Annotated in this window: 17 protein-coding genes and 1 riboswitch; of the genes, 5 read left to right on the top strand and 12 right to left on the bottom strand. The window is 36.7% G+C overall.

Annotated elements, in window-relative coordinates; genetic code table 11:
- Positions 1–14: 14 nt before the first annotated feature.
- The 5 genes from M1R53_RS00530 to M1R53_RS00510 all read right to left on the bottom strand — a co-directional run bounded on the left by M1R53_RS00530 (position 15) and on the right by M1R53_RS00510 (position 6,245).
- Positions 15–1,559, bottom strand: a complete 1,545-nt coding sequence (locus M1R53_RS00530; protein ID WP_249242692.1) for an ABC transporter substrate-binding protein — start codon at positions 1,557–1,559, stop codon at positions 15–17.
- Positions 1,560–1,607: 48 nt separating this feature from the next.
- Positions 1,608–1,727: riboswitch (adenosylcobalamin (AdoCbl) riboswitch) on the bottom strand.
- A gap of 97 nt (positions 1,728–1,824) precedes the next feature.
- The gene (gene hydF, locus M1R53_RS00525; protein WP_249242691.1) at positions 1,825–2,943 is read right to left on the bottom strand and encodes a [FeFe] hydrogenase H-cluster maturation GTPase HydF; all 1,119 of its coding nucleotides are present in this window, start codon (positions 2,941–2,943) and stop codon (positions 1,825–1,827) included.
- Positions 2,940–4,367 carry a [FeFe] hydrogenase H-cluster radical SAM maturase HydG gene (hydG, locus tag M1R53_RS00520; protein WP_249242690.1) on the bottom strand — a complete coding sequence of 476 codons (1,428 nt, stop codon included), beginning with the start codon at positions 4,365–4,367 and terminating at the stop codon, positions 2,940–2,942. The genes hydF and hydG overlap by 4 nt, the downstream gene beginning before the upstream one ends.
- Entirely contained in the window at positions 4,360–5,361 is a 1,002-nt protein-coding gene (gene hydE, locus M1R53_RS00515) for a [FeFe] hydrogenase H-cluster radical SAM maturase HydE (RefSeq protein WP_249242689.1), read from the bottom strand. Before hydE ends, hydG begins: the two co-directional genes overlap by 8 nt.
- Positions 5,361–6,245: a radical SAM protein gene (locus M1R53_RS00510; RefSeq protein WP_346428867.1), complete on the bottom strand. Its 885-nt coding sequence runs from the start codon at positions 6,243–6,245 to the stop codon at positions 5,361–5,363. Before M1R53_RS00510 ends, hydE begins: the two co-directional genes overlap by 1 nt.
- Before the next feature lie 125 nt (positions 6,246–6,370).
- Between M1R53_RS00510 and M1R53_RS00505 the strand changes: the two genes are divergently transcribed.
- On the top strand, positions 6,371–6,628 hold the full coding sequence (locus M1R53_RS00505; protein WP_019214188.1) for an AbrB/MazE/SpoVT family DNA-binding domain-containing protein: 258 nt from the start codon (positions 6,371–6,373) through the stop codon (positions 6,626–6,628).
- A 21-nt stretch (positions 6,629–6,649) separates the two neighbouring features.
- On the opposite strand, the gene M1R53_RS00500 is transcribed toward M1R53_RS00505, so the two are convergent.
- The 7 genes from M1R53_RS00500 to M1R53_RS00470 all read right to left on the bottom strand — a co-directional run bounded on the left by M1R53_RS00500 (position 6,650) and on the right by M1R53_RS00470 (position 12,013).
- Complete coding sequence (locus M1R53_RS00500) at positions 6,650–7,078, bottom strand: hypothetical protein (RefSeq protein WP_249242687.1); 429 nt, start codon at positions 7,076–7,078, stop codon at positions 6,650–6,652.
- Between the two features lie 30 nt (positions 7,079–7,108).
- Positions 7,109–7,384 carry a hypothetical protein gene (locus M1R53_RS00495; protein WP_249242686.1) on the bottom strand — a complete coding sequence of 92 codons (276 nt, stop codon included), beginning with the start codon at positions 7,382–7,384 and terminating at the stop codon, positions 7,109–7,111.
- A 12-nt stretch (positions 7,385–7,396) separates the two neighbouring features.
- On the bottom strand, positions 7,397–8,341 hold the full coding sequence (locus tag M1R53_RS00490) for a hypothetical protein (RefSeq protein WP_249242685.1): 945 nt from the start codon (positions 8,339–8,341) through the stop codon (positions 7,397–7,399).
- 12 nt (positions 8,342–8,353) lie between these two features.
- Entirely contained in the window at positions 8,354–9,790 is a 1,437-nt protein-coding gene (locus M1R53_RS00485) for an MBOAT family O-acyltransferase (protein ID WP_249242684.1), read from the bottom strand.
- A gap of 64 nt (positions 9,791–9,854) precedes the next feature.
- A complete protein-coding gene (locus M1R53_RS00480) occupies positions 9,855–10,547 on the bottom strand; it encodes a Crp/Fnr family transcriptional regulator (RefSeq protein WP_019214183.1) in 693 nt (230 codons plus the stop codon).
- 1 nt (position 10,548) lies between these two features.
- On the bottom strand, positions 10,549–10,833 hold the full coding sequence (locus M1R53_RS00475; RefSeq protein WP_085839746.1) for a cupin domain-containing protein: 285 nt from the start codon (positions 10,831–10,833) through the stop codon (positions 10,549–10,551).
- A 4-nt stretch (positions 10,834–10,837) separates the two neighbouring features.
- Positions 10,838–12,013 (bottom strand): glucose-6-phosphate isomerase, encoded by a 1,176-nt coding sequence (locus tag M1R53_RS00470; protein WP_249242683.1) that lies wholly within the window; start codon positions 12,011–12,013, stop codon positions 10,838–10,840.
- Between the two features lie 101 nt (positions 12,014–12,114).
- Here M1R53_RS00470 and M1R53_RS00465 point away from each other — a divergent pair, with 101 nt between their 5' ends.
- The 4 genes from M1R53_RS00465 (at position 12,115) to M1R53_RS00450 (ending at position 14,207) form a co-directional block, all read left to right on the top strand.
- Positions 12,115–12,285 (top strand): hypothetical protein, encoded by a 171-nt coding sequence (locus M1R53_RS00465; protein WP_249242682.1) that lies wholly within the window; start codon positions 12,115–12,117, stop codon positions 12,283–12,285.
- Between the two features lie 144 nt (positions 12,286–12,429).
- Complete coding sequence (locus tag M1R53_RS00460) at positions 12,430–12,675, top strand: helix-turn-helix domain-containing protein (protein WP_249243188.1); 246 nt, start codon at positions 12,430–12,432, stop codon at positions 12,673–12,675.
- Positions 12,676–12,693: 18 nt separating this feature from the next.
- A complete protein-coding gene (locus tag M1R53_RS00455; protein ID WP_070599576.1) occupies positions 12,694–13,347 on the top strand; it encodes a response regulator transcription factor in 654 nt (217 codons plus the stop codon).
- Positions 13,335–14,207 carry a sensor histidine kinase gene (locus tag M1R53_RS00450; protein ID WP_249242681.1) on the top strand — a complete coding sequence of 291 codons (873 nt, stop codon included), beginning with the start codon at positions 13,335–13,337 and terminating at the stop codon, positions 14,205–14,207. Before M1R53_RS00455 ends, M1R53_RS00450 begins: the two co-directional genes overlap by 13 nt.
- Positions 14,208–14,288 lie beyond the last annotated feature (81 nt).

The raw sequence follows: 14,288 nt of genomic DNA, 5'->3' as shown, positions 1-14,288 counted from the left end.
TTTATGACTTTCATTTATCTAACTGTTAGTGTTGGGTTTGTTACAAAAAAGTCTCCGTTCCAGATTTCATAATTCTTAATATTATCAGAAAGCATTACAAACCAGTGCGGATCAACTGTGTATAGTATTGGAAGATCTTCATAGATCTTTGTTTGAATTTCTTTTGAAAGCTCGTCTCTCTTAGCAATATCAGCTGTTACTCCAAGTTCGTCGATTAATTTATCAACTTCAGCATTAGCATAGTAGCTGTGGTTCTTAACAGCATCTGTCTTAAAGTGTTGAGCGAAGAAATAGTGTGGGTTGCCGCTTGCTGTTGGGTTTTGAGCGTATAATAATATATCGTGATTGCCCTTAGCAGCTTCTTCGTCGATGCTGTCAGCTAGTGAAACGCTTGCTTCTATGCCCACTTGTTCTAGATCAGATACAAGTACTTGGCCAATAACTGGTAAATCTGGTTTAGCAGAGTATGTTAATATAGTTAATTTAACAGGATTACCGTTTTTATCCATAAGCTTGTCGCCTTCATAAGTGTAGCCAGCAGCCTTAAATTCTTCCTTAGCCTTGTCTACATCAAAAGTTAATTTTTGATCGCCGTTAAAGCTGAAGTTCTTGGCAAATAGTCCTGTAGGCATGTCTCCTCCGCCAAGTGCATCTATGATCTCTTGTCTATTAACAAGAAGGTCAAGTGCCTTTCTGAAGTGAAGGTCGTTTAAGTGATCTCTCTTAAGATTTAAGAAGCAGTAGTATTGGTATCCAGCATTGTAATCAAGCGCTTTGAAGCCCTTGTCCTTTAAACCGACAGCCACATCGTTTGTAAGGCCGAAAGCTAGGTCCACTTCACCGCTTTCATAAGCAAGCTTAAGTGCGTTTCCGTCCTTAAAAGCCTTGATAATAACTGTTTCAGGTCTATTTTCAAAACCGTCGTAATATTCGTTTCTCTCTAAAACTACTTCAGCGCCTGGTTTAAGCTCTTTAATCTTGTAAGCGCCTGTGAAGATGTATTTGTCACCATCTTTCTTGAACATAACGTTAGTCCACTCAGCGAAAATTGATTCAAGATTAACTGTAGGTAGCTCAGTAAGTATCTCTACTTTGTAGTCTTCAACTGGAGTGAAAACGATCTTACCAGCAGAAGCGCGAGCAAATTCATTGTTTTCCATGATCATATTCATTGCTTCACAAAATGCCTTAGCATCAACCTCACTGCCATCAGCGAACTTAACGCCTTCGTTTAATTCAGCAGTAAAGTGAGTCTCGTCTTGAGCCTCGATTGATTTAACAAATCTTGATTTTAAGGTACCATCAGCTTGAAGAGTGTAAACGTACTCGCTGATACCATGGTTTGTGATGCTCCAACCGTTTGCTCCATCAAGTGGGTCATCACTTGTAATAACCCAAGTTTGACCAACAGTTATCTCTTTAACATCAGACTTTTCAGTTGTTTCTGTTTTTTCGCTAGCGTTAGCATTGTCGCTAACTTCAGCTGGCTTTTCATTTGATTTGCAGCCATATGTGAACACTAGTGACAATATGACTACTAAGAAAATAAGTTTTTTCATAAAATCTTTCTCCTTTAATATACTATAGTATAGAAATAACTGTGCTAAAAAACTAGCCTTGCTCTGAACCGGAGCAAAACTAAAGTACAAGTATCGGACTTATGCTAATCGCAAATACCGTAGCGGCACTGTGTAGGACTCTAACCCACTTCCTTGTTATATTCTATCTGTATCAATTGTACTACATTTCACGCATTTAGTCAATTAAAATGTGATTGTATAAATAGAAATAGATACATCGCAAACGAAATGTATCTATTTAAAATTAATATTGTATTTTATCCAAAATATCGTTTAGGTAAGCAATCGTAACCCCATAATTCGTCATCGGCACATTTTTTTCTTTAGCCATAGCCACCCTGCTCATTACATGTGCCCTGTTAAACATACAAGCTCCGCAATGTATGATCATGTCAAAATCATCTATATCTTCAAAATCGTCGGCTCTTGTAAATGTAAATTTCAAGCCATCGCCGAAGCGTTTCTTAAGCATGGCAGGTATTTTCACGGTTCCGATATCTTCGTTAATGGGTGGATGTGTACAAGCCTCGGCTATTAAAATCTTTTCGTCGCCCTTAAAATTATCGAATTTTTTCACTGATTCGATGAAATAATCTATATCGCCTTTCATTTTTGAAAAAAGTACCGAAAATGAAGTGACTTTTGTTATTCCGCCAAAAACGTCATAAACTTTTTTAAAAACTCTTGAGTCGCAGATCACAAGGTCTGCGCCGTGAAATCTATCTCTCACGCTCTCAAGGTCTTCATCACCCACGACTATGCTTGTCATGCCCTTGTCGAGTGCTTCTCTTATGGCTTCAACTTGCGCTTTTATCAGTCTTCCCTTTGGTGCTGCTGCATCTTGCGGCATAACCATGATGATGGTCGCTTTGCCATCTACAACGCCATCTAATAATGATTCTTCTTTTGTATCTAAAACTTTTTTAAGCGCTGTAAAAATTTCTTCGCGTGAGCTATCATCTCTATAAACGATTGCATCTTCATTATCATAGCTTACGTCTCTATCGATCGCCATAATAACTTTGATGACTGGCTTATTGTACTTTTCTAGCTCTTTTAAAATAGCCTCATCATCATTATCATCGATATATATAAAGGCATCGGCTTTAGAAAATTCGGCGCGTGTCTTTTTTAGTCTCTCATCTGAAAGGTCTGTGTCATCGCCAAATCCAGCTGTATCAATGAATACGACTGGTCCAAGTCCCGGCACTTCGATGGATTTACGAACTGCATCTGTCGTCGTGCCTCGTTTGCTTGAGACTATGGCAGCATCTGAGCCCATGATGGAGTTAAAAAGCGTTGATTTGCCTGCATTTACTCTGCCTGCGATGACAATGTGCTTTTGCAATGAACGCGCCATCATAGTCTGAAGTCTCTCTCGCCATTTTCAATCTTTTTAAGATTGTCTCTAACTATCTCTTTAACTTTTTCCTTGCCAATGTTATTTATTTCTCTTTCGATAAGTGCTTCGCCTTTTTTTCTTGTCTCTGGCGATGCGTAATCTATTAAATATTCTTTAAGTGTCATAAGCGCGTTTGGTTGGCAAATGTTGCCGATTTGTCCGGCTTTAACAAGGCTCATGAATCTATCGCCTGTTCTGCCTGCTCTGTAACAAGCTGTGCAGAATGATGGTATGTGATTTGTATCCATCAGCCATGAAACTACTTCATCAAGTGTTCTTTGGTCTGATGTGAAGAACTGCTCTGTATCAGCTGAGGACTCTTCCTCTTCGTGTGCGTAACCGCCAACTGATGTTTTTGAGCCACCACTAATTTGGCTTATACCAAAATCGATAATCCTTGCTCTAGTCTCTACTGACTCTCTCGTTGAGATAATCATGCCTGTGTATGGTACTGATACTCTGATGCAGGCAACTATCTTCTTAAATATATCGTCTGAAATTCCATTTTCAAAAGATTCTGGATCTATGTCGTCCGCTGGTCTGATTCTTGGCACGCTAATTGTGTGCGGTCCAACGCCAAAGCGCGCTTCAAGGTGCTCTGCATGCATCAAAAGACCCACGAAATCGTATTCGTAATTATTTAGTCCAAATAAAACGCCGCAGCCAACATCGTCGATGCCGCCTAATTGCGCCCTGTCCATGGCCTCTGTGTGATAAGCGTAGTCATGCTTTGGTCCTGTTGGGTGAAGTGCTTCATAATTTTTTCTATGATATGTCTCTTGAAATAAAATATATGTTCCTATGCCGACATCCTTTAATTTTTTGTAATTTTCAATGGTAGTCGCTGCAATATTAACATTGACCCTTCTTATGTCTCCAGCTTTGTGATGAACGGAGTAAATGGTCTTGATAGACTCAAGTATGTACTCGATTGGGTTATTGACAGGGTCCTCGCCTGTTTCAAGCGCAAGTCTCTTGTGACCCATGTCTTGAAGAGCGATTACTTCATTTTTTATCTCTTCTTGAGTCAATTTTCTTCTGTGAATAGTTTTGTTCTTTAGATGATATGGGCAATAAACACAGCCATTGACACAGTAGTTTGACAAATATAGCGGTGCGAATAGAACTATCCTATTGCCATAAAATTTACGCTTGATATCATTTGCAAGCTTGTAAACTTCTTCGTTTAAGTCCTCTTCTTCAGATGATAACAAAAGAAATGCTTCTCTGTGCGAAAGTCCTTTGACTTCCTTCGCCTTCTCAATCGCAGCCTTTATCAGCTCTCTGTTGTGCTTATTTTTTCTGCCGTACTCAAGAGAGGCAAGAATTTCCTCGTGATTTATAAATTCATCTGCTTTTTCAGAATTAACATCGTATTTATACATTATAGTCTCCTCTCGTAAATTCAATCTCATATCCAAATTCTTTCAAATACTCGTTTAGTTCGCGAACGCCCTCGATTGCCTCAAGGCCTGATGACTTCTTGCCGTCATATAGGTTATAGCTCTCGCGAGCAAACTTTGGTGACACGTTTGGCATGATTACATTCGCCCCTGATAATATACCCAATTTTCTGCCATTTTCAACAATAGTATTTAAAGCTGTCGTCGATGGTATTAGTGCTTTAGGATGCTCAAGTCTAAGTATTGCGAGTAGTTTGCGTGTCATTTCAAGCGTTCCGGCTGGACAAGACTCAAAGCGCGTTTCCTTAGATGGGATGAAGGGCCCCATGCCTATCATGGCTGGGTCTATCTCTCTAATTAATTTTATATCTTTTATAAAGCTCTCTATATTTGTAAATGGCGCTCCGACCATAAAACCCGTTCCTACTTGGTAGCCAAGCGCCTTTAAGTCGTAGATGGCTTTGAGTCTACGCTCTAAACTTTGATCAGCTGGATGAAGTTTTTGAAATATATCGCTATCGGCTGTTTCATGCCTTAATAAAAATCTATCTGCACCAGCGTCTTTAAACATCTTGTAAGACTCATAGCTTCTCACTCCTAAGGATAAAGTGATGGCTGCATCATAGTTTTTCTTTAAATGAGAAATAATTTCAGAAAAAATTTCGTCCGTGAAATGAGTATCTTCCCCGCCTTGTAGAACAAAGGTTCTAAAACCTGCTTCATAAGCCGACTCAGCAGCAGAATATATCTCTTCCTTAGTTAAGCGAAATCTGTGAACAGAAGATTTATTCCTGTTTATGCCGCAGTAGTAGCAGCCTTCCTTGCAATAGTTTGAAAATTCGATCAAAGCCCTTATGTAAATCTTGTTCGAGAAAGTGGCTTTGGACGTTTCACGTGCCTTTTCATAAAGCTCTTCTAAAAATTTTTCATCCTCACAAAAAAGTATTTCTCTAAGCTCCTTATCAGAAAAAAGCATTAAACCCCCTCCAAATCAAAGTTTGGCGTGTAATTCTTGCCATCTTGCTTATCTTGAACGAAGGCCTTCGATATGCCAAGGTCCGCCGCATAGTCTACGAAGCTATCGTACTCTAGGTCGCTAACAGTCCTATTGATCTTCTTATAATTTTTCGCCATGTGCATGGGTTGATATTGATTCATCAGTGAAAATATCACGCTATCGCCATATTTACCATAAAGAAGACGAACTATCTTTTTTGCATCGAAATATAAATTTGGTAGCAAAAGTAGTCTTATAATGACTCCTTTCTTCATTATCCCGTCCTCGATAATTACTTCAGGGACTTGTCTGTGCATCTCGTCAATGGCCTCAAGAGCATACTTCCTATAATTAGGCGCGTGTGAAAACTCATTGGCATAAGTGTCTGAAAAGTATTTGAAATCTGCTAAGTAGATGTCGATGAGACCATCCAGATTTTTGATTGCCTCTTTAAGCTCGTAGCTGTTTGTGTTGTAGACGAATGGCAGATCAAAGCCCTTTTCCTTCGCCAGAATGATGGCGTCCTTGATAAGATGACTAAAGTGCATTGGCGAGACCAAATTGATATTGTGAACACCCTTTGCTTTTAGCTCGAAAAATATTTCTACGAGCCTTTCTTTGCTTATGTACTTAAATATAGCGTCCTTATTTTGAGAAATTTCATAATTTTGGCAGAAGACGCAAGATAGATTGCATCCTGCGAAAAAAACTGTTCCCGAACCGCGTGTGCCCGAGATGACAGGCTCTTCAAAGACATGAACACTTGCCTTTGAAACTGCAAGTTCATTCTTCATTTTGCAAACACCAAGTTTTTCGTCTCTGTCTATGCCGCACTTGCGCGGACATAAATTACATATATACATCATATCACCATGAATATTATATAACTAATGAAGGATTATTGTCAATAAATATGTATTGACATAAGCTTTGTAAAAATATATAATATAATCAGAAAGTAAGAAATTCTAACTAAGGAGGTAAGACTATGTTAGTTGAGTTAAAAGCTAAGTCGCAAGTGACTATACCTAAGGAAATAGTGAGTTTGATGAATTTAAATCAAGGAGATAAATTTGAAATTATCGAAGAAAGTGGCAGAATAGTTTTGATCCCGCTTGAAGTCTACCCAAAAAATGTAATAGATGAACTAAAGGCCTCAGTTGAAGAGATAAAGGCAAGTATTGATAATGGTGAAAGGCCTGTCTTTGACTCGATAGATGCCTTGTTTGAAGAACTTGACAAGTAATATAAAATGCTAGAGACATCTCTAGCATTCTTTTATTTCATCAAGCTCCTTATCAAGCTTCATTATTAAATTTTCTATCATTGTTCTAAAGCTCTTGACCTCAACAAGCTTATCTTTTATCTCTTTTGCAACTCTTACATCGGTAAAGATATTATCAAAGTATATGTCCGCAATATTATCTCCCAAGGTGTCGCTTATCTCTTCAGGAAGCCTCATGCCAATGTCGCCGAGCTCCTTATTAAGGCTCTTTAGATATATGCCAGCTTCCTTTATACTAAGGTTCGCTTCTTGTATGTGCTTTCTCTTAATCACGCTGAAGAAGGCGCCTCCAAAGATATCAATCATGCTCATCTTTGACGCACCATCAAGAGACTTCACCGCCTCATCAAGCCTTAACAAGACCTCGACCGCAGCGGCCTTTGCTTCTTTTATTTCCTTTTCCTTATCCATGGTTTTCACCTCTATATATATTTACCCAAATTATTTCTTCTCTTTAAATAAAGATACGCTGTTGATAATAATCGATCCTGCTGCACAAACAAAAAGGCCATTTATCAATGTTGGAGCAGTGTCTTCAAGTGCAGTTAAATCCTTTATAAAGAATAGATTAAGCTCCTCTTTAAGAGCCACCCACAAAGTAAGTATAGTTAGGGCCATGCTCATAAATCTAAAATATTTTGCCTCTTTCCCCTTAAATGCAAAAACTAAATTTAATATGGCAAATATTACTGCCAAAATTCCAAATGCGAACCACATAGATAAAACCTCCTATTTATTCAGAACATTTTTAATAAAGTATCCAGTAAACTTTTTTGCTCCCTCACTATTCAAATGCGACGCATCATAATAATCATCAAAGCCTAGCTCCTCACCCATCACTTTGGTAAAATCTATAAAGTCCGCGCCTATACTATGAGCGTAGCTCTCAAGTGCAGCGATGTTCTCATCGTAGACATCCTTTGTAAAAATCGGCGTCTTTATAAAATGCACTTCAACGCCATTTTTCTTTGCAAGATCATTTATCCTTTTTATTACGGCGTACTTTTTCTCTCTAAAGTCCTTATCGCGTGCTTTTGTGATATTATCAAGGTTTTCCTTGCTTAGCTCAGGATTTTTAACAAATTCTTTGCTCTGACGCTCGAGCTTCACAAAACCATTTAAGTCATCGTGATAGTCCTTCCACTTGGCCTTGTAATCTTTTTCTTCAAGCGCCCTCCATCTTGTGTGATACTTGATTAAAGGCATCACATTCTCCGCCCATTCCTCAGGAGGAAGGCTGTCTTTAATCATCAGCGCCTTATTTATACCCATGGGGAAGTAGTCAGTGTAAGTGTGGACGCTTCCTTCATCTACATCATTCATCGCCAAGGCATCGAGCACGTCAACGTAGATGGCCTTTGGCTTTGACCTCTTAATCGCTTCTTTGATGTAGTAGTATGTCGCCTCAAGTGGCTGCTTTTGGCTTGCTAAAATGTATGAGCTAACGACATGTTCCGCCAAATCTTCTGTATCAAAAGAGCAATACGCGTGTGAAGTACCAAAGAAGATGACGTCATAAGGCTTGTCCTCGTTGAAATATCCCGAAATCTTGTTAATCATGTCCCAAGGCTTCACATCGGATTTTCTGATGAAGATGATATTTAATTTTGAAAGCACAAGGCTCAGAATTATGACAAAGCCCGCGATTTTTAAAATTCTCTTAATGTATTTCATCTCTCTCACCTTTTAGAATTGGAAATAAATGAACTGCGCTTCGCTGTAGCCCGGTCCATATATGCCAAAAATTAGTATTACTACTAGTAAAAATATATATATCGGCCATCTTATAATCAGGCTTCTCTTTTCAATTCTTTCAACCATGTTCACTTTATTGTAAATAAGTATGTCAATTACTATAAGCATGGCTATCGCAATGAGCAAGATGACTGTGTCTTCGTATGGAAAGGCGATGGACGCATCCAAAGTCCCTGCCTGCCTCTTAAGTATGCCAAGTATAAAGGCCTTTGCCGCACCAATATTTTTGCTTCTGAAAATTACAAAACTTATGACTGCAACGACAAAAGTTATAAGCCTGCGAATATTTTTATAAATTAAATTATTGCTAATATTTTTTGTGATGCCTTTAAAACTATCTTCCAAAATGTTGAAAATGCCATGAATCAGCCCCCAAAGAACAAAGGTGTAGTTCGCTCCGTGCCAAAGACCGCTCACCAAAAAAACTATCAAAACGTTTAAATGCTTTCTGAAAGTGCCTTTTCTATTCCCCCCTAAAGGGATGTATAAATAGTCCTTAAACCAAGTAGATAGCGAGATGTGCCAGCGTCTCCAAAATTCTGTGATTGATTTTGAAAGATATGGCGCTTTAAAATTATCCATAAGATCGTAGCCCAAAATTTTGGCAGAGCCCTTTGCGATGATTGAATATGAATAAAAATCGCAATAAATTTGCACCGCGAAGAGTAAAGCGGCGTAGCATAAAAATACGTATGAGTAGCCTTGGTAGCTGTCGTAGACTTGATTTACAAAGATTGCTGCCCTATCTGCAATGACAAGCTTTAGGAAAAAGCCCCAAAGTATGTATAAAAGTCCTTTTGATAGGTTTTCATAACGTCTGTGTCCTAAGTTATCTATTTGCGTTAAAAGATTTTTTGATCTCTCTATAGGTCCAGCGACTAATTGCGGGAAGAATGAGACGAAGAGAGCGTAATTGATAAAATTTCTCTCAGCCTTGATCTCGCCTCTATAAACATCGACGATGTAGCCAAGCGCTTGAAATGTGTAGAATGAAATGCCGACTGGAAGTAAAACGTTTATTACGGGCAGATTGACACTCGCGCCAACAAGGCCAAGTATTTTATTTAAAAAATTAACTGTAAAGCCGTAGTACTTAAAGACGAAGAGTATCGCCAAATTGACAAAGAAACAAAGACCGAGATAGAGCTTTTTCTTTTGTTTCGCTCCTGCCATGTCCATGGCGATGGCTGTTAAGTATGTCGCTACTGTGCTAAAGAGCATTAGTAGTGAGTACTTAAGGTTCCAGCACGAATAAAAGAAATAGCTTGCCAAGAGCAAAAAGCCTCTCTTGACTTTCTTTGGCAATATGAAATAAACTAGGCAAACGATTGTGAAAAACACAAGGTAGCCAGCTGAATTAAATAGCATATATATTCTCCTAAATATTTAAAATGGACAAAGACCTCTATTTACGCGCCTTTGTCCAAGTTCATCATATAGTTTTGTCTGAAAGTTTTCTAATATCGTTAATAATAATCTTGTTACGTTCGAGCGTGATTATGCCCTCATCTTGAAATTGGCTAAGCTTTCTCGAGATAGTTTCGCGCGTAAGTCCTGTGAAAGAGCCCATCTCCTCGCGATTGATCTTAAGGTCAACTGTGATGACGCCATCCTTGATTGAGCCCGATATTTTAATCAGATTGATAAGAGCCTTAGCAACCTTCATATCCGCGTTTATAACTGAGAGCCTGTCGATAAGCTCTTCAGACTTTCTGATTCTGTAGTAGGCTTCTTCCAAAACCTTCAAAACGAAGTCCTTGTTCTTTAGCATGATATTTTCAAAGTCATACTTATTTATAACTATGATCTTTGCGTTCGTTGTGGCAGCTGCATTATAGACATATTTGTCCTGATAAAGTATGTTGAAGCCGCCAACGAAGTCGTCTTTTTTGTAGATGTAGAGAATTTGCTCTCTACCGTCCGAAAGATACATAGATATCTTCATAAAACCTTCGTAGACGATGAACATCCTGTCCGCGCTGTCGCCTGATGAGAATATGGCGTCGCCACGCTTAAGTGTCTCAAGCTTAAGACCTTTTCTGATCTCGTTAAGTTCTTCGTCTGAAAAATATGAGAATAATGGTATCTTCTTTAAATCAATGCTTTCTGGAAATTTATTAAGCATTTTATTCTTTATTAACTAGCACAACAAGGCTTTCACTATCGTCCAAAGCCACCGCGCTTATAGTATTAGTGCCGTCAAAATTAAGTGCTTCGCCAGCCTTTACAAGGTGTTTTTCTTCTTCGCCAATAGTAATCTCGAAAGAGCCCTTCATCACAGCGAAAACTATTTCCTTACCTGGATGATTGTGTTTATCAATTACATCGCCCTTTTTCAAAATTTTGTGAACAAAATTAACCCCATTTATGCTTTTTATTAAGCCTTCATCTTTTAAAACTTTTGCTAACATCTTATCACTCCTCTAATATATTTCTGATTTTTTCTTTGTAAACTTCTACACCCGGCTGACCATAAGGCTCTACCTTGTCCATAACAGCGTTATAAACGCAGGATGCCATATAAAATATAGAGAGCTTTGCAAGGCTTTCTTCGCTAATGGTCTTTAGTTTAATCACGCAGCTTGGCACGCCGCCCATGTGGTGCGCCTTAACAGTCGCTTTGAAGGCAATTTCATTAATCTTATTTATATTCATGATAGCCTCATCTTGAGTTTTTTTCGCCTCCGCAAATAAATGCGTCTCGATTATATTGCGCCTGCCCTCTTGCAAAAGCTGACCCATAGAGTGCAAATCCTGTGTGTACTTAAGATTAGAAACAATGAGTCCCTTGCCGTCCTTGGCAAGCGATTCGCAAAGAAGCTGCTTAATCCACTCAGTAAATGAAGCAAGCCTTTCCTCGTAAACGCTGATAAACTCAAGCGCATAAGTCTTTCCAGCTAGATGCCTATAGTAAGCGTAGTCAAGAGCTGTGTTTATGGCTCCATCGCTTTCAAAATATTCTTCCTTTGCATTTTTTATACCCATAATTACTTTTTCTATATCAAGGCCACTGGCCGCCATTGGTAAAAGGCCAACTGCAGTGAAAACGCTGTAGCGTCCACCTATATCTTCGGGTATTATAAAAGTTTTCATCTTATGTAATAGAGCAAAATTTGCTAATTCACTAGTTTCTGAGCTAGTCACTATAATGCTATTCTTAAGGTCAATTCCTTTTTTCATCATATCATTAAGGAAAATTTCGAATACAAGTTTTGTCTCCATAGTTGTTCCTGACTTACTTATAACGTTTATCGCATAGCGCTTATCTTTAAGTTCATTAATTAAATTAATAAGGCACTCGCCATCAAGATTATTTCCGGTGAAATATATTGGGAAATCATTTCCTAAAGCGTCGATGAATGCCTTTGCACCGATAAAAGATCCGCCGATCCCGATAACTACAAGAGCATCAAAAGATTTGCGTATGTAATCAGCTGTTTTTTTGACATCACTAATAAAGGCTTCGTTCAAATAATCAAGCCTAATCCAGTCAGACGCATATTTCGTATGAAATTGTTTAAATGCATTAAGCTTTTTCTCGGAAGCACTCGCCTCGAATTGAAGCGGCTCTTTATATATTTCAAGCTGCATAAGATTCACCTCGCTTATAAGTATCTATATTATAACACGAAAGAGCATAAATTTCCACATATTAATATAGTCTTTGTGATATAATGTCTTTGGTGATGAAAATGAAATTAGATGAAATTTTAGAAGATATAAAAGATATGGCTCTTGCTGAGAAAAGACTCGCTTCTATGAAAAAGAATAAAGAAAAACTTATTAGCATGGAAGAATTTGAAAAAGAATTTAATATAGACTTTGATAAGATTGAGCCAATAGATGATGAAGAAATTGAATAAAGCGTTTAAAATTTTTAAGAATTATAAACATAAAAAATCGCGACCATAAATCCCTCTTAAGAAATATGTAAAGATTAAGTTGTAGAATGTGGTATAATATTATAGAAATACTGAACAAAGTAGAAGATTAGATTGAGGTGAAATATAGGATTTTCCTATGACAAATTATGGAAAAAATTAATAGATGAAAAGATGAATAAACTAGACTTACAAAAAGCCATAAATACAACTCCTCATACCATAGCTAAAATGGGACGAGATGAGAATGTTAGTATGGAAATACTGGGTAGACTTTGTAAGTATTTTAAATGTGATATATCGGATATATTGGAGTATAGAAGTGAAAACTTACATAAGAATTCGATACTTGTTTGTAATTATGGAATTTAATTAATGGCGGTAGAAACTATGAAAAAGATATTAATAATTGAAGATGATAAAAATTTAAATAAAGGACTTTCTATAGCTTTAAATAAAGATTATGAGGTTTTATCTGTAAGCACAATTAGTGAAGCCAAAAACTTTATTGATAAAGCTGACTTACTTTTACTTGACATGAATTTACCGGATGGAGATGGGCTTGAAATAATAAAATATACTAGACAATCTTCAGCAATTCCCATTATAGTTTTATCTGCTATAGATCTTGAGGCATATATAATTTCTGCTATAAATTTAGGGGCAGACGACTATTTAACAAAACCCTTTTCTTTAGGAATCTTAGAAGCAAAGATAAATAGGGCTTTTGAAAAAATATCACCTAGCGATTTAAATATTTATAATAAAAATGGTCTAGACTTTAATTTCAATGAAAATACTTTCTTTGTGGATAATAAAAACATAGATCTCACAAGGACAGAGACAAAAATTCTATATTACCTGATAAAAAATAAGTCTCAAGTTATTACTAAAGAATTACTATTTGATTTTATTTGGGGATTAGATGATGAATTTATTGATCAGAATACCCTTAGTGTCAATATTTCTAGGATAAGAAATAAATTAAAACCCTATGACCCAATAGAAACAGTTTTTGGAGTTGGATATAAATGGCAATTTTAATAGGTATTCTAGTAATTTTAATTGGAATTCTTTTATATAAATATATTGTCTTGAGAAATGAAATGAGTGAGCTCTCAGACTATATTGATAAGGCTTTGGATGGAAATTTAGAAATTACAGAATTTGATGAAAAGGAATTATCTAAAATAAAATCAAAGTTCATTAAGTTTTTGTATGCCATCCAAGTAAAAGAAGTGAAAATAAATACAGAAAAAAGTAAAACAAAAGATTTGATAGCAGATATATCACACCAAACCAAGACACCCATTACCAACCTTTCTTTATACATTAGTCTTTTAGAAGATGATCCAAAAGATGAGTATCTTGAAATTATAAAGTATGAACTTAATAAATTAGAATTTTTAATTCAAAACCTAGTAAAATCATCTAGGCTCGAATCCGATATTATTTCCTTACAGAAACATCAAGCAAATTTAAAAGACATAGCAGAAGATGTTTTGAGAGAATTTAAAGTAATATTAGATGAAAAATGTATAAGCATAAATTTAAAAAACGAAGACTTAATTTTCAATTTGGACGAAAGATGGCTTAAAGAAGCCATTCACAATCTAGTAGATAATGCTATAAAATACTCGCCAAATGGTTCTACAATTAATATTTCAGTTTATAAATCTTACCTAAACTATAATCTAGATATAGAAAATGAGTGCAAAGACCTATCTGAAGAAACTTTGCCAAAAATATTTGAAAGATTTTATAGAGGAAAAAATTCAGTTTCAAAAGACGGTTTGGGTTTAGGTCTATTTATAGCCAGAGAAATTATAGAAAAACATGGCGGAAATATAAGAGCGTCTTTAGACGAAAATAGAATAAAATTTTCAGTAGACTTCCCCTTGTGAGAAGTCTTTTTTCTTACAAAACTGTAAGAAATCTTGTAAGTACTTTGTAAGATATAAGTGTTATATTAAATGTAAAGAGGT

The sequence above is a fragment of the Fenollaria massiliensis genome, assembly GCF_023347705.1.
Classification (GTDB): domain Bacteria; phylum Bacillota; class Clostridia; order Tissierellales; family Peptoniphilaceae; genus Fenollaria; species Fenollaria massiliensis.
The sequence above is the reverse complement of the archived record's forward strand: the minus strand, read 5'-3'. Positions and strand labels throughout refer to the sequence as shown.